The organism is Amycolatopsis heterodermiae (assembly GCF_034929455.1).
Taxonomy (GTDB): domain Bacteria; phylum Actinomycetota; class Actinomycetes; order Mycobacteriales; family Pseudonocardiaceae; genus Amycolatopsis; species Amycolatopsis heterodermiae.
In genome coordinates, this window is the sequence record NZ_JAYFSI010000019.1 from 15,983 (window position 1) to 33,522 (window position 17,540).

Genomic DNA, 17,540 nt, shown 5'->3' on the forward strand with positions numbered 1-17,540 from the left:
GATGGACCAGGTCACCGCCGCCCTCGTCGACCACGCCCGGCAGCACGCGCTGGGCGATCTCCTGCGCCGCACCGCGCTGCGGCTGCCGGGCAAGCTCGCCGTCGTCTCCGGGGACACGCGGCTCACGTTCGCCGAATTCGAGGCCGCCGCCAACCGCTGCGCCCACGCCCTCGCCGCGCGCGGCCTCCGCAAGGGCGACCGGCTCGCGCTGCTGAGCCACAACTGCTGGCAGTACGGCGTCCTGGCCTTCGCCACCGCCAAACTCGGCGTGCTGCTGGTCCCGGTCAACTTCATGCTCGGCGCCGACGAGGTCGCCTACATCCTCCGCCACGCCGAGGCCGCCGCGTTCGTCACCGAGGACGCCCTCGAGGAGACCGCCGCCAAGGCCCTCGAACTGTCCGGACTGGACGACGTCGTCCGCGGCCGCATCGGCCCCGGCGGCGAGTGGGAGGACGTCGAAGCCTGGCTGTCCGAAGGGGACGATCAAGCACCCGACGTCTTCGTCGCCGACGACGACCCGCTGCGGCTGATGTACACCTCCGGCACCGAGTCGCGGCCGAAGGGCGTGCTGCTGTCGAGCCGGTCGCTGATCGCGCAGTACGTCTCGTGCGTGATCGACGGCGGGATGAGCGCCGACGACGTCGAGGTGCACTCGCTGCCGCTCTACCACTGCGCCCAGCTGGACTGCTTCTTCTCCGTCGACGTCTACCTCGGCGCCACCAGCGTCATCCTGCCCGGCCCGGACCCCGCGGCGCTGCTCGCGGCCGTCGAACGGGAGAAGGCAACGAAGCTGTTCGCGCCGCCGACGGTGTGGATCTCCTTGCTGCGCCACGAAAACTTCGACCGGACCGACCTCTCCAGCCTCCGCAAGGGCTACTACGGCGCGTCGGCGATGCCGGTCGAGGTCCTGCGCGAGCTGCGCCGCCGGCTGCCGGACGTCGCGCTGTGGAACTTCTACGGGCAGACGGAAATGGCGCCGCTGGCCACGATCCTGCGCCCCGACGAGCAGCTGCCGCGGGCCGGCTCGGCCGGGCGGCCGTCGCTCAACGTCGAGACGCGCATCGTCGACGACGAGGACAACCCGGTGGCGCCGGGGGTGGTCGGCGAGATCGTGCACCGCAGCCCGCACGCCACCCTCGGCTACTACCGCGACGAGGAGAAGACGGCCGACGCGTTCCGCGCGGGCTGGTTCCACTCGGGCGACCTGGGCGTGGTCGACGAGGACGGGTACCTGTCCGTCGTGGACCGCAAGAAGGACATGATCAAGACCGGCGGCGAGAACGTGGCCAGCCGCGAGGTCGAAGAAGCCCTGTACCGGCTGGACGGCGTCGCCGAGGTCGCCGTCTTCGGGATCAGCCATCCACACTGGATCGAGGCGGTCACCGCGGTGGTCGTGCTTCGCGAAGACGTCGAACTGACCGCGGCGCAGGTCATCGACCATGCCCGAGCGCAGTTGGCCGGTTACAAATGTCCCAAGTACGTCGTGTTCGCGGACCGGCTTCCCAAGAACCCCAGCGGAAAGATCGTCAAGCGGGAACTGCGGGAGCGACACGCCGGACTGGCCACACGGGACTGAACGACCGAATTCACCTTGCCCGGCACGGAAAACCACGGATAACGCTGTACAAGACCGCTCGGTTCGGCGGGAACGTCAGCCCACGAGCACACCAGGGCCGACCGGCCCGGGAACGGAAAGTCCCAAAGCCATGGCGCGGCCCGTCCGTCGGGTCTAGTAATGAGGCCGTCGTCGTTTCTCCGGCGGCCGAATCCGAGGGAAGAGGTACAGATCGTGTCCATTTTCATCGCCGTCCTGCTCGCGCTGGGGGCCGGGCTGCTCGTGGGCGGCCGGGTCCACGCCGCGAAGGAGGCCCGCTCGAGCTACTCCGCCTACCGCGCCCGCACCGCCAAGGGCTTCGGGGAGATGATCCGGACCATGGTCGGCGCCGCCATCGCCGTGGTCGGCGCCGTCGCGCTCCTGGTCATTCTGCTCAACGTGCTCCAGCAGGCGTAACCGCACGAACCCGACTCATGGCGGGTTGTTGCCACCGGACCCGCAGAGGACGCTTTCCAAGGCTCCGAGAGGCGGGGCCGCGAAAGGACGACCTCATGAGATCGAGGGTGCTTTCCGCTGTGCTCGGCGTGGCCGCAGGCCTGCTGGGCACGGTCGTCGTCGCCGCGCCGGCCCACGCCGCCGCCGCGGTCTGCGGAGACCAGATCGTCGGCAACGGCGGGTTCGAGAGCGGCACCACGCCGTGGACCCAGACCAGTGGTGTCATCTCCGCGGCGACCGCCGCGGAACCGGCCCACGGCGGCTCGACGGTCGCCTGGCTGGACGGCTACGGCAGCACGCACACCGACACCCTGTCCCAGGCCCTGACGCTCCCGGCCGGCTGCGCGTCGGCCAGCCTGACCTGGTGGTCGCACGTCGACACCAAGGAGACGTCGACGACCACCGCCTACGACAAGCTCGTGGTGCAGGCCGGGACGGACACCCTCGCGAGCTACTCGAACCTCGACAAGAACACCGGGTACGTCCAGCGCACCGTGGACGTGTCGCGCTACCTCGGGCAGACCGTGACCCTCAAGGTCACCGGCACCGAGGACTCGAGCCTGGCCACGAACTTCCTCCTCGACGACTTCTCGCTGACCACGACCGGGACGTCCAACCCGCAGTCCCCGGTCGTCACCTCGCCCGGCAGCCAGACCACCGCGGTCGGCCAGGCCGTGTCGCTGCAGGTCCAGGCCACCGACCCGCAGAACGACGCGCTGACCTGGACCGCGACCGGCCTGCCCGCCGGGCTGGCCATCGGCGCGGGCACCGGGAAGATCACCGGCACGCCGACCACGGCCGGCACCTCGTCGGTGACGGTCACGGCGAAGGACCCCGGCGGCAACAGCGGCAGCGCGACGTTCTCCTGGACGATCGGCTCGGCCCCGGCCGACTCGACGCGCACGCCGATCAACCCCGCCTACACCGTGAACCTGACCTCGAACACCGCCGGCGACACCTGGAACGGGCACCAGTCCGTCAGCTTCACCAACGGCTCGCCGACCGCGCTGCCCGAGGTCTACCTGCGGCTCTGGGACAACTACCACGGCACCTGCCCGACGACGCCGATCACGGTCACCAACGTCACCGGCGGCACGCCGTCGGCGCTGAGCGTCAACTGCACCGCGCTGAAGATCACGCTGCCCACGCCGCTCGCGCAGGGCCAGTCGGCGTCGATCGGGTTCGACCTGAAGATCGTCGTGCCCAGCGGCGCCGACCGGTTCGGCCACGACGGCGCGTTCAACATGATCGGCAACGCCCTGCCGATCCTGGCGGTCCGCGACGGCGCGGGCTGGCACCTCGACCCGTACACCAACAACGGCGAGGCGTTCTACAGCCTGATCAGCGACTTCGACGTCACCCTCGTGCACCCGACGTCGGTGCTGACCCCGGCCACCGGCACGTCGACCGAGACGACCAGCGGCAGCACGACGACCACGCACGCCGTCGCCAACAAGGTGCGCGACTTCGCGTGGGGCGCCGGGCCGTTCGCGAAGATCAGCACGACGTCCGGCAAGGGCGTGCGGGTCAACGTCTACTCGGTCACCGGGATCTCCACGAGCAGCGCGAACCAGATGCTGACGCTTGCCGCCGACTCCATCGACGTCCACTCGGGCCGCTTCGGCGACTACCCGTACGGCGAGGTGGACGTGGTGCTGGACAACAACTTCTGGTTCGGCGGCATGGAGTACCCGGGCTTCGTGATGGACCTCGTGTCGACCACGGCGCTCCCGCACGAGCTGGCGCACCAGTGGTTCTACGGGATCGTCGGTGACGACGAGTACAACTCGCCGTGGCTCGACGAGAGCTTCACCGACTACGCCACCGACCTCTACCGCGGGATCACCGGCAGCGGCTGCGGCATCACGTGGCAGTCGAGCGCGGAGAAGCTGACCAACTCGATGGCGTACTGGGACGCGCATTCGTCGCGGTACTCCACCGTGGTCTACAACTACGGCAAGTGCACCCTGCACGACCTGCGGCGGCTCATCGGCGACACGGCGATGGCGAACCTTCTGAAGTCGTACGCGCAGTCGCACTGGTACGGCGTCTCGACGACGGCCGAGTTCAAGGCCGCGGCGCAGGCGGCGGCCGGGTCGACCGACCTGACGTCGTTCTGGGCGTCGCACCGGGTGGAAGGCTAAATCGGTTGGTTCCCCGCTCGTGCGTCCGGCAGGCTGGACGCATGGGCGGGGACCGGCTTTTCTGTGACACGGCGCTGGCTGCGCGGATCGAACGCGCCGAAGCGCGGCTGATCGTGGCGTGCAACGAAGCCGGGCGGGTGCGGCGCGGCGCCGGGTTCGCACGCCCGCTGGCCGGCGGGGTCGCGAGCCTCGCCGAGGCGGACTCGCCGTTCACGAAGATCGCCGCGCTCGGGTTCGACGGCCTGCCTTCGGCCGCCGAGCTGGACGAGGTCGAGCAGGCCTTCGCCGAGCTCGGCGCGCCGGTCCAGGTCGAGCTGTGCCAGCTGGCCGATTCCGCCATCGGCGCGTTCTTCACCGAGCGCGGCTACCGGCTGGAGTCGTTCGAGAACGTGCTCGGGCGGCGGCTCGGGGACACGGACGTCCCCGAGGACGTCCGGTTGTGCCGCGAAGACGAGCTGGAGCGGTGGCTGGCCATGGTCGCCGACGCGAGCGCCGTCGCCGACACCGAGGGGCTGCCCTCGCACGAGGACTTCCCGCGGGAGGCGCTGGTCCGCGCGCTGCGGGACATGGCCGGGGTCCGGCGGTACGTCGCGGTGCGCGACGGCGAGTTCGCCGGGGGCGCCAGTTTCCGCGCCACGGACGGGATCGCGCAGTTCACCGGCGCGGCCACCCTGCCGGCGCACCGGCGGCGGGGCGTGCAGACGGCGTTGCTGCGGGCCCGGCTCGCCGCGGCGACCGAAGCCGGGTGCGACGTCGCCGTCGTCACCACGCAGCCGGGGTCGAAGTCGCACCAGAACGCGCAGCGCCAGGGGTTCGACCTGCTCTACACGCGGGCGATCTTGGTGAAGGGCACCTCGGCGACCAGCTCTTCGGGCGCCGAGAGCCGCCAGGCCTCGTAGATCAGCTCGGCCAGCTCCTCGGCGCCGATGCCGTCCAGGTACACGACGACCCAGCCGAAGCCGCCGGCGGTGAACTGGACCTCGAAGACGTCCGGGCGCTCGGCGACGAGGGCGAGCTGCTCGGAGATCGTCTGCTTGAGGCCGACGGTCCGCGTCCGCGGCCAGTAGTAGCCGAACCGCTTGCCGCGCACGCTGAACGACGAGTAGTCGCGGGCCTCGGACCGTTCGACGTCCGCCAGCGCGCTCAGCACCCGTTCGAAGTCCTGCACGCGACCACCGTAGCGCGCCGGTACCGTGCGGGTCATGACCGACCTGACCGAGGCCGAGCTGGACGACGGCCGTGCCGTCGTGGTCAAACGCGGCGCCGGGCCGCGCGCGACGGCCGCCGAAGCGGCGGGCCTGCGCTGGCTGGCCGCGGCGGCCGCGGTCCCGGTGCCGGAGGTGCACAGCTGGGACGACGAGCGGATCGTCATGGACCGCGTCCCGGCCGGACGTCCGGCCGCGGCAGCCGCCGACCGGTTCGGCCGCGGGCTGGCGCGCCTGCACGCCGCCGGGGCGCCGGCGTTCGGCGCCGCTCCCCCGGACGGGCCGGCGGACGCGTGGATCGGCCGGGCGCCGATGGCGAACGTCCAGGCCGACGACTGGCCGTCCTGGTACGCGTCGCAGCGGGTCTTGCCCTACGTGCGGACGGCCGTGGACGCCGGGCTGCTCGAGGCCGCGCCGTTCGAACGCGCCTGTTCTCGGCTTGCCGCGCCGGACGAGCCGCCCGCCCGGCTGCACGGCGACCTGTGGAACGGCAACGTCCTGTGGGACGGCCGGGATGCGTGGCTGATCGACCCGGCCGCGCACGGCGGCCACCGCGAGACGGACCTGGCGATGCTGCACCTGTTCGGCTGCCCGCACCTGGACCGGGTCGTGGCCGCGTACGACGAGACCGCGCCGCTCGCCTCGGGCTGGCGCGATCGGATCGGCATGCACCAGCTGTTCCCGCTGCTGGTGCACACCGTCCTGTTCGGACGGTCCTACGCCGGGCAGGCGCTGGCCGCGGCGCGGTCACTGGGTTAGCACTTGCCGAGCATGGTCTCCAGTGCGGTCTTCTCCGGCACGGTGATCGTGAGGCCGTAGTTGGCCTTCACGACGATCCAGTCGGTGGCGTAGGTGCACCAGTAGGACACGAGCGGCGGCTTCCACTGGTCCGGGGCCTTGTCGCTCTTCTGCTCGTTGAGGTTGTCGGTCACCGCGTGCAGCTGCGGGCGGACCAGGTCGTTCGCGAACTGCTCACGGCGTTCGGTCGTCCAGGACTTCGCCCCGCTGATCCAGGCCTGGCCGAGCGGCACCATGTGGTCGATGTCCACATCGGACGACTTCGTCCAGGTCTCGCCGTCGTAAGCGCTGACCCAGGTCCCGGACTTGGCGGCGCACTGGGCGTCCACCGAGACGTTCTTGCCGTCGCGCTTGAGCACCTGCTCGCGGGTGTCGCAGTTGCCGTCGACCTTGTCCCAGTGCGGGAACTTCTCGCGGGAGTAGCCGTCCATGGTGCCGCGGACGGCGATCTTGAGCGCGGCCAGCTCCGTCTTGGCCTCGGAAGGCGGGACCGGCGCCGCGGCGGCCGTCCCGCCCGGCTGACTGCTCTGTCCCCCGGTCTGTCCCCCGGCGGCGGCGAAGTCCTCCGGCTTGCACCCGGCCAGCGCGGTACCCGCCACGGCGGCCAGCACGGCCAAGGAGAGCGCTCTGGTGCGCGACATCGTGAGCCCCTTTCACGTCTACCTCCGGTTGATGCCCAGGAGAAGCGCCGGGGAAACGGTGCAGATGGCCTAGTTGGCGCGAACTGATCGCGTCAGCCTCCGTGGAAGACCTGCGAGACGAACACGGCGGCGATGACGCCGATGGTGACGAGCAGAGTGAGCACGACGACCAGCCCCCAGGGAACCTGCCGGATCGGCCGCTGCCGGGGAAAAACGGCGGACACCGGCCCCCGCACCCGCGGCGTCGCGGGCGGGGTGACCTCCGGCTCAGGCTCCGGCAGCGCCACTTCCGGGGGCTCTGGCACCGGCGGTAGCACCCGCGCCGCGACGGGAAGGCGCAGCGGAAACCCCTCGGCGAGCAACGCGGACCGCGGCGGAGCGAGGTGCGCGAGCGACAGGGCATAGCAGGCTTCGAGGACGTCGTCGGCGGTCCAGACGGTCCGCCACCGGTTGTGCTGCGCGATGATCCGCCGCAACCCCCGCGGATCCGCAAGCACGGTAGCCACGCCCGGCTCGGGTTCGCGCGAGGGCAGCAACGGCCAGTCGGGCCGGACGGCCGGCGGGGTCCCGACTTCGGCCAGCCGCACCAGCACCTCGGAGCTTGGGTCCGGCGTGGGTCGCGGCACAGAACCCGCCGCAAGGACTCCCACGGCCGGGTGCGGACCGCCAACGAGCCCCGCCTCGGCACCGGGATGCGGCACCGCATCCGCCGAGAGAACCCCCGCCGCCGAATGCGGACCAGCAACCAGACCTGCCCCGACACCTGACTGCGGTACGGGTCGCGACACCGCATCCGCCGCGAGAACCCCGACTGCTGGGTGCGGACCCACCTCCGAAGCAGCGCGCGGCAACGCAACCGCAGCCAGAACCTCCACTCCCGGATGCGAACCCGCCACCAGACCCGCCTCGACAACCACGCCCGGCGCAGGCCGCGGCAACGCAGCCGCCGCGGCAGGCCCCGCCACCGGATGCGGACCTGCGACCAATCCCACCTCCGAAGCAGGACCCGGCAACGCAGCCCCTGCCGCCGAGTGCGGACCGGCAACCGACCCCGTCTCGGCACCTGGCCGCGGCACGGGTCGCGGAATCGCGGCCGAGACCCCGCCCGCAGCGACAAACCCCACCCCTGGATGCGAACTCGCAACCGGGCCCACCTCCGAAGCAGAGCCCGGCCCCGCAGCCGCAGCAAGAATCCCTTCCGCCGGGCGCACACCGGCGGCCAGCCCCGACTCAACACCCGCTCCTGGCACGGGACGCGGCACCGCAACCGAAACTCCATCAGCAGCGAGAACCCCCGCCACCGGATCGACAACCAGACCTGCCTCAACACCCGGCTGCCGCACGGGTTGCGGCACCGCAGCCGAAACCGGATCCGCCGCGAAAACCCCTGCCGCTGGGTGCGGACCCACCTCCGAAACTGGGCCCGGCCACGCGACCGTATTCGCCGCCCCCGAGTGGGGACTAGCCGCCTCGGAGAACCGGTACTTCGATCCAGGATCGCTTGCGGCCCAAGCCGAATCCACGCGCCTCGGCGGGACGACCACCACCAGCCCGGTCACGTGTTGTCCACCGCCAAGCGCCGCCAACGCACGTTTCGTCGCCCGTACCGCCGCTCCCACCCGTGGCCCCGGCTCGGCACCAGGCGCCACGCCCGGCTCGTGGGCCGCGATCACCACCACCCCCGACCGCGTGAACACCAGCGCGTCCACGAAACAGGGGCCGGTGCGGGTCGGGACGCTGATTCCCGCCAGGGCCAGGCCCTTCAGCTGGTCCGGCCCCCACGAATACAGCAACCCCACGAGATGCTCGGCGGCGACCGGCAGAGCCAGGTCGCGCTGCTGCGCCACGAGCACGCCGGTCACACCTCCATGACGAGAACGGCGAACGGTCCCTCGACGGTAAGAGGCGAACCACCGCAGCCCCAGGCGCCGAACGAGTGGTCGATTGCGACGAACCGGGCACCGTCCGTAGCGAGGCATGCTGGGCCGGGCACCCGACACCGACCAGGGAGACCGCCGATGGGTTCACCTCCAGCCGCCTACCAGGCCACCGCGGGTGGCGCGCTCGACGTCAACCGGCCGTTCTACCAGCGGCTCGCCGGCGAAACCGGGCGCGAGCTCGTCGAGAGCTTCGACGTCCCGATCCGTTCGGGGCGCGCGTGGCGGGTTCCGCGCGGGCACCTGTGCCGGCTGCGGACGATCGACGGCCCGCAAGTCGGCGATCTGAACCTGTGGAACGCCGACGACCCGCGCGAGCGCTTCTGGGCCGCGCGCACCCGGCAGCTGCAGCGCGCGCACGTCAGCACGTTCGACCGGCTGTGGTCGACGCTGCCGTTCCTGCGCCCGCTGGCCACCATCACGTCCGACACGCTGGAGAACCACGGTGTCGACGGCGAAGGCGGCCGCGTGCACGACCTGCTCGGCACGCGCTGCGACCCGTACGTCAACCGGATGCTCACCGGCGAGGACTTCGACTTCCACTGCCACTCGAACCTGGTCCGCGCGGTGGCGCCGTTCGGGCTGACCGAGTTCGACGTGCACGACGTGCTGAACGTCTTCCAGTGCACCGGCCTCAACGACGACGACCGCTACTTCATGAAGACCTCCCCGGCGCGCCCGGGCGACCACTTCGAGTTCTTCGCGGAGATCGACCTGCTGTGCGCGCTCTCGACGTGCCCGGGCGGCGACCTGTCGGTGCCACTGTGGGGCCCGGACGCCCGCGACCCGATCGACGTCTGCCGCCCCATCGGCGTCGAGGTCTTCAAGCCGCCACCGCACCTCCTCGACGGCTGGACGTCACCGGCCAGGGCCGCCTATCGCGGACTGCACGGCGTCCGGCAGCCGCAGTGGGGTGAACCGGTTTAGGTTGCCCGGATGGAACTGCTCCCCTTCGACGAGTACGTCCGCTCCCTCGACCGCAAGCGGACGGCGGCCGGCGTGCTCCTGCGCGACACGGCGGATCGGGTGCTGTTCGTCCGGCCGTCGTACCAGCCGTTCTGGGAGATCCCGGGCGGCGCCGGTGAGGCCGGCGAGGCGCCGTGGCGCACCGCGGTCCGTGAACTGCGGGAAGAACTCGGGCTCGACCGGCCACCGGGACGACTCCTCGTGCTCGACCACCAGCCGGCGGGCCGCCTGCCCGAAGGCCTCAACTTCGTCTTCGACGGCGGCCTGGTGACCGAGGACGACGTCGCCCGCTTGACGTTCACCGACGCCGAGATCGTCTCGGCCCGGCTGCTCCCCCTCGCCGACGCCGTACCCGGGCTCCAGCCGGTCCTCGCCCGCAGGGTGGCGGCCGCGCTGGCCGCCGTCAGATCGGGCGAGTTGCTGCTGTGCGAGGACGGCCATCCGGTCCGATGATCACCGAACCCTTGAGCGGGAACGGTTTGAGCGGTTCACCCCGCGCACGGTCCGTGTGATGATGGGCGGCGGGTACCCCGATCGGCTCGGCGAGGAGTGCGAAAGTGGACCTGCGGACCGAGATCGCGCAGTCGTGGCGGCGGGCCGAGCTGTCCGGGCTGTCCCCCGGCTCGGCCGTGGACCGGCTGGACGTCGCCGACGTCGACAGCCGCAGCCGGCTGCTGCGCGCGGCCTCGCCGGTGCTCGACGAGCTGGCCCGGCAGCTGGCCGGCACGCGGTTCTGCGTCGTGCTGGCCGACCACGAGTGCCGGATCGTCGCGCGGCGGTTCACCGAGCGGTCGGTGGAGCTGGCGCTGGAGGACATCAGCGCGGTGCCCGGCTGCCAGTTCCTGGAGGAGCGCACCGGGACGAACGCGCTCGCGACGCCGTTCGAGACCCGCCGCGGCGTCGCGGTCGACGGCGGCGAGCACTTCCTCGAAGCGATGAAGCAGTTCACCTGTTACGGCCACCCGCTGACGCACCCGGCGACCCGCCGGCTGGTGGGCGTCCTCGACATCACCGGGCCCGCGGGTGACGCGAACCCGCTGCTCGGGCCGTTCCTGCGGCGCGCGGTGTCCGACATCGAACGGCGGCTGCTCGACGGCGCGAAGCTCGCCGAGCAGCAGCTGCTGACGGCGTTCCAGTCGGTGCAGCACCGGGCGTGCGCGGTGCTGGCGCTCGGGCAGGACGTCGTGCTGGCCAACACCGCGGCGACCGAGCTGGTCGACACCGCCGACCACCGGCTGCTGCGGGAGCTGGGCCGCACCCGCCGCGGGATGCGGCGGATCCGGCTCACGTCGGGCACGCCGGTCGAGGTCCGGGTCGAGGCCGTGTCGGCGAACGCCGGGCTGCTGTTCGAGCTGGCGCCGGTGCGCCCGGCGGTGACGCGGCCGAGGAGCACGCACGAGCTGTTCCCGGCCGTGGTCGAGGACCGGCTCCGCAGCGCGGGCCGCACCCGGCGCCGGGTGCTGATCGCGGGCGAGCCCGGCGCCGGGCGCACCACGGCGGCCCGGGTCGTCGCCCACGGGGCGCCGGTGCGGGAGTTCGGCCCGGTCACCGACCCCACCTGGTGTGAGCGGGTCGAGGCGGCCGCCGGGGCGCCGGGCCTGCTGGTGATCGACGGCATCCACCTCCTGCCGGCGCGCGAGGCGGTGCGCCTGGCCCACGTGCTCGACACGACGCCGACGTGGTTCGCGCTGATCAGCGGCCCGGTCTCGGAGCTGCACGGCGAGCAGGCGACCCTGGCCGCGCGGGTGCACCGGCGGATCGAGCTGCCGCCGCTGCGCGAGCGCCGCGACGAGATCCCGGCGATCGCCCGGACACTGCTGCGCGAGCTGGGCGCGTCCCTGCGCCTGACCCCGGGTGCGCTGGAGCTGCTGGACGCCCAGCAGTGGCCGGGCAACCTGCGCGAGCTGGCCGGCGTCCTGTCGGCGGCGGCGGACCACCGCTCGGCCGGCGACCTCACCGCAGCCGACCTCGCCCCGGCGTGCGCGTCACCCGCTCAGCGCCCGGCGCTGAGCGGCTGGGAGCAGGCGGAGTACGACGTGATCGTCCGGACGCTGCGGGCATGCGACGGCAACAAGGTCCACGCGGCGAAACAGCTGGGCATCAGCCGCTCCACGCTCTACAACCGGATGCGCGCGCTGCACGTCCGGTGAGCTGCCACTGTCCGGGATCCGGACACTTCACGGCCCTCCCCGCTGCCCACAATCGGCTGCGTAGGGTGCAACGCCGCACGTGGAGGAGATGGCCGTGAAGACCAAGGCAGCCGTACTGTTCGATGCCGGGAAACCGTTCGAGATCATGGAGCTCGACCTCGACGGGCCCGGGCCGGGTGAGGTGCTGATCAAGTACACCGCCGCCGGGTTGTGCCACTCCGACCTGCACCTGATCGACAACGACCTCGTGCCGCGGTTCCCGATCATCGGCGGGCACGAGGGCGCCGGGATCATCGAGGACGTCGGCCCCGGCGTCACCAAGGTCGCGCCCGGTGACCACGTCGTGTGCAGCTTCATCCCCAACTGCGGCACCTGCCGCTACTGCTCCACCGGCCGCCAGAACCTGTGCGACATGGGCGCCACCATCCTCGACGGCCACATGCCGGACGGCACCTTCCGCTTCCACGGCGGCGGCCAGGACTTCGGCGCGATGTGCATGCTCGGCACGTTCTCCGAGCGCGCCACCATCTCGCAGCACTCGGTCGTCAAGGTCGACGACTGGCTGCCGCTGGAGACCGCCGTCCTCGTCGGCTGCGGTGTCCCGACCGGGTGGGCCACGGCCAACTACGCCGGCGGCGTCCGGGCCGGGGACACCACCGTCGTCTACGGCATCGGCGGCATCGGCATCAACGCCGTGCAGGGCGCCGCGCACGCCGGCGCGAAGTACGTCGTCGCCGTCGACCCGGTGGAGTTCAAGCGCGAGGCCGCGCTCAAGTTCGGCGCCACCCACGCGTTCGCCACCGCCGCCGAAGCCGCGGAGAAGGTCAACGAGCTCACCTGGGGCCAGCTGGCCGACCAGGCGCTGATCACCGTCGGCACCGTCGAGGAGGACGTCGTCAGCGAGGCGTTCAACGTCGTGGGCAAGGGCGGCACCGTCGTCATCACCGGACTCGCCAACCCCGAGAAGCTGACCGTGCACGTCTCCGGCGGCGTGATGACGCTGTTCGAGAAGACGATCAAGGGCACGCTCTTCGGCTCGGCGAACCCGCAGTACGACATCGTCCGGCTACTGCGGCTCTACGACGCCGGCAAGCTCAAGCTCGACGAGCTGGTGACCCGCAAGTACACCCTCGACCAGGTGAACGAGGGCTACCAGGACCTGCGCGACGGCAAGAACATCCGCGGCGTGATCGTGCACGCGCAGTGAACCGCCGCCGCCGCTGAATGATCCACTGTGGACGGTTCCCGGGCGCCGGGAACCGTCCACACTGGACTCGGGCCGGAAATGTGAGAATGGCCTTACGACCACGCATTGTGACCGATGGTGTGACATTGTGGAGCCATGGCCGCCCTGAGATCCTTCCTGACGTCCTGGACCTCCGTCACCCCCGTGCTCGGCCTGCTCGTGCTGGCCGTGGCCTGGGGCCGCGATCTCGGGCCGGTGTTCGTGGCGATCGTCGCGGTCGCGCTCGGGGCGACCGTGCTCGCCGCCGTGCACCACGCCGAGGTCGTCGCCCACCGGGTGGGTGAGCCGTTCGGGTCGCTGGTGCTGGCGGTCGCGGTCACCGTCATCGAGGTCGCGCTGATCGTCACGATGATGGTCTCGGGTGGCCCGGAGGCGACGTCGCTGGCGCGCGACACCGTGTTCGCCGCGGTGATGATCACGACCAACGGCATCGTCGGCATCTCGCTGCTCGTCGGCGCCCGGCGCTACGGCTCGACGCTGTTCAACCCGGAGGGCAGCGGCGCGGCCATGGCCACGGTCGCGACGCTGGCCACGCTGAGCCTGGTGCTGCCGTCGTTCACCTCGAGCACCCCCGGCCCGGCGTTCTCGTCGGCCCAGCTCACGTTCGCCGCGCTCGCGTCGCTGGTGCTCTACGGGATGTTCGTGCTGACCCAGACCGTCCGGCACCGCGACTTCTTCCTCCCGGTGGCCGCCGACGGCGAGATCAAGGAGGACGACCACGCCGACCCGCCGACCAACAAGGCCGCGCTCGGCAGCCTGGCGTTGCTGCTGGTGGCGCTGGTCGCGGTCGTCGGCCTGGCCAAGGTCGAGTCCCCGGCGATCGAGGCGGGCGTGCGCGCGGCCGGGTTCCCGCAGTCGTTCGTCGGCGTCGTGATCGCGTTGCTGGTGCTGCTCCCGGAGACCCTGGCGGCCACGCGCGCGGCCCAGCGCGACCGGATGCAGATCAGCCTCAACCTGGCCTACGGCTCGGCGATCGCGAGCATCGGCCTGACGATCCCGGCGATCGCGCTGGCGTCGGTCTGGCTGCCGGGCCAGCTCCTGCTCGGCCTGGGTTCGACGCAGATCGTGCTGCTCGCGCTGACGGTGGTGGTCAGCGTCCTGACGGTCGTCCCGGGTCGCGCGACCCGCCTCCAGGGCGGCGTCCACCTGGTCCTGCTGGCCGGCTTCCTGGTGCTGGCCGTGAACCCCTGATGCGGATCGTCTCCCTGCTGCCCGCCGCGACCGACATCGTCGCGGCGCTCGGCCTGCTGCCCGGCCTGGTCGGGCGGACGCACGAGTGCGACTGGCCGCCGGGCGAGGTCGAGCACGTTCCCGTCGTGACGCGGGCGGAGTTCGACCCGGACGCGCTGTCCAGCCGGGAGATCTCCGAGGCCGTCGGCGGTGCGCGGCACAGCGGGTCCGCGCTCTACACCCTCGACAGCGAGCAGCTGGCCACGGCGAACCCGGACGTCATCCTCACCCAGGACCTCTGTGACGTCTGCGCGGTCTCCTACCAGCGGGTGTCCGAGGCGGTGCGGACGCTGGACACCGGGCCGCTGGTCGTCAGCCTCGAACCGGCGACCATCGACGGTGTCCTCGACTGCCTCCGCCGCGTCGGGGACGTTCTCGGCGTCCCGGAACGGGCCGAAGCCGAGATCGCGAAGCTGCGGAAGCGCCTTGAAGCCGTCCGAAAGGCCCCCGAGACACCACGCGTGGTCGCCCTGGAATGGCTGGACCCGGTCTGGCCGGCCGGGCACTGGGTGCCCGAACAGATCGCCCTCGCCGGAGGCGAGCCGCTGCTGGCCAAGGCCGGCGAGCACACCCGGCCGGTCGAGTGGGACGCCGTCGTCGACGCGCAGCCGGACGTCCTGCTCCTGCTCCCCTGCGGCTTCACGCCCGAACGCACCCGGACGGAACTCCCGCAGCTGGCGAAAAGACCGGGCTGGGCCGAGATCCCCGCCGTGCGAACAGGCCGGGTCCACGTTCTCGACGGGCCGGCCTACTTCAACCGTCCCGGGCCGCGGGTGGTCGACGGCGCCGAGATCCTCGCGGAGGCCTTCAGGCGGTGACCTGGATGCCGACCACGCACGTGTCGTCGTCGGTGTCGGCCGTGCTGTAGGTCAGCAGCCGGTCCAGCTGGTGCTCCAGCCCGCCCTGGTGGCCCTCCACCAGCGTGACCAGCCGCGCCACCGAGTCCTGCACCGGGGCGTCGCGGCGCTCGATCAGGCCGTCGGTGTAGATCAGCAGGATGTCCCCGTCGTCGAGCTGGACGGTTTCCTCCTGGTAGACGACGTCTCGGACCGCACCAAGCAGCGACCCGCGGATCAGCGGCAGGGTCGTCGCCGTGCCGTCGTGGTGGCGGACGATCGGCGGCAGGTGCCCGGCGCGCGCCCAGCGCAGCTTGCGGCTCGCCGGGTCGAACACGGCCGCGACGGCGGTCGCCGTGACGTGGTCGGTGAGGTGGTAGGCCACCAGGTTGAGCCAGGTCAGCAGCTGCGCCGGCCCGGCGCCGGTGGCCGCGAGGCCGCGCAGCGCGTTGCGCAGGCTCACCATGCCGGTGGCGGCGTCGATGCCGTGCCCGGCGACGTCGCCCACGCACAGCAGGACCTCGCCGGTCGGCAGCGCGACGGCGTCGTACCAGTCGCCGCCGACGAGGTGCTCCTTCTCCGCCGGCCGGTACCGGACGGCGGCACGCAGGCCCGGCATGTCGATCGGGCCCTTGGCCGGCGGCATGATCGCGCGCTGCAGCTGCAGCGTGAGCCGGTTGCGTTCGATCGCCTCTTGCTCGGTCTCGGCCAACCTGTCGCGCGTCGCCGCGAGCGCCACCTCCGTCCAGTGCTGCGACGAGACGTCCTGGTAGGCCCCGCGCACCGCGACCAGCTCGCCGCGGCCGTCGACCACCGGCTCGGCGACGACCCGGATGTGCCGGGCGACGCCGTCGGAGCGCTCCAGCCGGAACGCCGTCGACCCCGGCCGCTGGTGGTGCAGCACCGTGCGCAGGAACCGGCCGATCGCCGGGGCGTCGTCGGCGTGCGCGTGCCCGGTGAGCTGGTTCAGCGACAGCGGCGCGGCGTTCGGCGGCAGGCCGTAGAGCGCGAACAGCTCGGTGTTCCAGGTGATCGCGCCGGTGACGACGTTCTCCTCGAAGCCGCCGATCCGGCCGAGCCGCTGGGCGTGCTGCAGCAGCACGGCGAGCTTCGCGGCGTCGTCCTGGATCCGCAGGATGAGCAGCACGTTCCCGGCGAAGCGCGTGATGCTGACGTCGGTGAGCACGGTCAGCGGCACCTGGTCGACCAGCGTGGTGACGGCCATGCTGTCGGCGCGGAACGGCTCGCCGGTGGCGTACACGCGCTGGATCTTGTCCAGCAGGCCGCTCTCCTCCGCGGCGAGCGGGTAGGCCTCCAGCAGCCGGGTCCCGACGAGCAGGCTGCGCGGCCGCCCGCCCGGATCGGCGAACCGGACGTTCGCGTGGTGGATCCGGAAGTCGCTGAGCCGGTCGCCGCCCTCGATGCACGGGGACAGCAGCACGGCCGGGTCGTGCAGCCCGTCGACGAAGTCCACCAGCTCGCCGAGAAAGTCCCCCGAGCCCGCGGCCAGTGGCGCGACGACGCCGTCCCAGGTGTCGAGGGTGTGCGCGCAGAGCTCGGCCAGCGCTTCCAGTTGACGTCGTTCGCGGCCGGGCTCGGCGGGCAGCGGCTCGGGCCAGCACATCTCGACGACGCCGATGATCCGCCCGCCGGTGCCGGTCGGCACCGCCACCCGGCCACCGCCGGCCAGGGTGTGCTGCCCGATCGAGGGCAGCCCGGACGACGCGAGCGTGGTCGACCACAGCGTGTCGCGGTCGATCAGCGCGCTGCGCGCCGGCGTCGCGACGCCGGGCGGGACGTAGCGCCAGCGGGCGGCTTCCTCGGCCGAGAACCCGGCCGAGCCGGCCAGGGTCAGCGACCCGTCGGGCCCGGCGAGCCACACCGCGACGGCGGTCGCGCCGAGCGGGCGCAGCGCGTGCTCCAGGATCGACTCCGCGACGCGCTGGGTGTCCCCCGCCGCCAGCACCCCGCTTTCCGCGGTGCGTAGGCGGACCGCGACGGAGTCCTCCTCCGTGCTGGCCAGGAACTCCTGCGCGACGTCGGTGATGCGGTCCTCGGCCGCCTCGCCGACGACCTCCGCGGCGAACTCCAGCGGGGTCAGCTTGGACCGCTCGGCGAGTGACTCCAGCTGCTTCGCGGCGTCGGAAGGCGTGCAGTGCAGGCGTTCCATCAGCACGCCCTTGGCCAGCTCGATCAGCGCGCGGCCGTCGGCGACGGCGTGCGCGTGGTCGACCTCGGCCCGCAGGCGGGCGACGGTGTCGGCGAGCCGGGCGAGGTTCGCCGAGACCTCGGCGGGCGGCGCCAGCACCGGCACGCCCGGTTCTTCGGAAGGCAAGC

The 17,540-nt window shown here is 72.1% G+C and carries 15 protein-coding genes; 11 read left to right on the forward strand and 4 right to left on the reverse strand.

Annotated features, from left to right (window positions below):
- The first annotated feature begins 1 nt into the window (after window position 1).
- From VA596_RS46290 to VA596_RS46305, 4 genes are all read left to right on the forward strand, one after another.
- Window positions 2–1,576 carry an acyl-CoA synthetase gene (locus tag VA596_RS46290; RefSeq protein ID WP_323336676.1) on the forward strand — a complete coding sequence of 525 codons (1,575 nt, stop codon included), beginning with the start codon at window positions 2–4 and terminating at the stop codon, window positions 1,574–1,576.
- A gap of 213 nt (window positions 1,577–1,789) precedes the next feature.
- Entirely contained in the window at window positions 1,790–2,011 is a 222-nt protein-coding gene (locus tag VA596_RS46295; protein WP_323336678.1) for a hypothetical protein, read from the forward strand.
- A 107-nt stretch (window positions 2,012–2,118) separates the two neighbouring features.
- A complete protein-coding gene (locus VA596_RS46300; RefSeq protein WP_323336831.1) occupies window positions 2,119–4,194 on the forward strand; it encodes a putative Ig domain-containing protein in 2,076 nt (691 codons plus the stop codon).
- Window positions 4,195–4,235: 41 nt separating this feature from the next.
- A complete protein-coding gene (locus VA596_RS46305) occupies window positions 4,236–5,093 on the forward strand; it encodes a GNAT family N-acetyltransferase (protein ID WP_323336679.1) in 858 nt (285 codons plus the stop codon).
- Here VA596_RS46305 and VA596_RS46310 read toward each other — a convergent pair.
- Entirely contained in the window at window positions 5,018–5,362 is a 345-nt protein-coding gene (locus VA596_RS46310; RefSeq protein WP_410171991.1) for an MmcQ/YjbR family DNA-binding protein, read from the reverse strand. The two genes, VA596_RS46305 and VA596_RS46310, sit on opposite strands and share 76 nt — an antisense overlap.
- A gap of 34 nt (window positions 5,363–5,396) precedes the next feature.
- Here VA596_RS46310 and VA596_RS46315 point away from each other — a divergent pair, with 34 nt between their 5' ends.
- Complete coding sequence (locus tag VA596_RS46315; protein WP_323336681.1) at window positions 5,397–6,158, forward strand: fructosamine kinase family protein; 762 nt, start codon at window positions 5,397–5,399, stop codon at window positions 6,156–6,158.
- Here VA596_RS46315 and VA596_RS46320 read toward each other — a convergent pair.
- A complete protein-coding gene (locus VA596_RS46320; protein ID WP_323336682.1) occupies window positions 6,155–6,838 on the reverse strand; it encodes an HNH endonuclease family protein in 684 nt (227 codons plus the stop codon). The two genes, VA596_RS46315 and VA596_RS46320, sit on opposite strands and share 4 nt — an antisense overlap.
- Window positions 6,839–6,930: 92 nt before the next feature.
- Entirely contained in the window at window positions 6,931–7,425 is a 495-nt protein-coding gene (locus tag VA596_RS46325; protein WP_323336683.1) for a hypothetical protein, read from the reverse strand.
- 1,431 nt (window positions 7,426–8,856) lie between these two features.
- Here VA596_RS46325 and VA596_RS46330 point away from each other — a divergent pair.
- The 6 genes from VA596_RS46330 to VA596_RS46355 all read left to right on the forward strand — a co-directional run bounded on the left by VA596_RS46330 (window position 8,857) and on the right by VA596_RS46355 (window position 15,185).
- Window positions 8,857–9,702: an urea carboxylase-associated family protein gene (locus tag VA596_RS46330; RefSeq protein ID WP_323336685.1), complete on the forward strand. Its 846-nt coding sequence runs from the start codon at window positions 8,857–8,859 to the stop codon at window positions 9,700–9,702.
- Window positions 9,703–9,711: 9 nt separating this feature from the next.
- Window positions 9,712–10,194, forward strand: a complete 483-nt coding sequence (locus tag VA596_RS46335) for an NUDIX hydrolase (protein ID WP_323336687.1) — start codon at window positions 9,712–9,714, stop codon at window positions 10,192–10,194.
- 104 nt (window positions 10,195–10,298) lie between these two features.
- Entirely contained in the window at window positions 10,299–11,891 is a 1,593-nt protein-coding gene (locus VA596_RS46340; RefSeq protein WP_323336689.1) for a sigma-54-dependent Fis family transcriptional regulator, read from the forward strand.
- A gap of 94 nt (window positions 11,892–11,985) precedes the next feature.
- Window positions 11,986–13,098: an NDMA-dependent alcohol dehydrogenase gene (locus tag VA596_RS46345; protein WP_323336690.1), complete on the forward strand. Its 1,113-nt coding sequence runs from the start codon at window positions 11,986–11,988 to the stop codon at window positions 13,096–13,098.
- 135 nt (window positions 13,099–13,233) lie between these two features.
- Window positions 13,234–14,328, forward strand: coding sequence for a calcium:cation antiporter (locus VA596_RS46350; RefSeq protein WP_323336692.1), 1,095 nt, complete (start codon window positions 13,234–13,236; stop codon window positions 14,326–14,328).
- The gene (locus tag VA596_RS46355; protein ID WP_323336693.1) at window positions 14,328–15,185 is read left to right on the forward strand and encodes a cobalamin-binding protein; all 858 of its coding nucleotides are present in this window, start codon (window positions 14,328–14,330) and stop codon (window positions 15,183–15,185) included. The genes VA596_RS46350 and VA596_RS46355 overlap by 1 nt, the downstream gene beginning before the upstream one ends.
- Here VA596_RS46355 and VA596_RS46360 read toward each other — a convergent pair.
- Window positions 15,175–17,538, reverse strand: coding sequence for a SpoIIE family protein phosphatase (locus VA596_RS46360; protein WP_323336694.1), 2,364 nt, complete (start codon window positions 17,536–17,538; stop codon window positions 15,175–15,177). The genes VA596_RS46355 and VA596_RS46360 overlap by 11 nt on opposite strands.
- Between the last annotated feature and the right edge of the window lie 2 nt (window positions 17,539–17,540).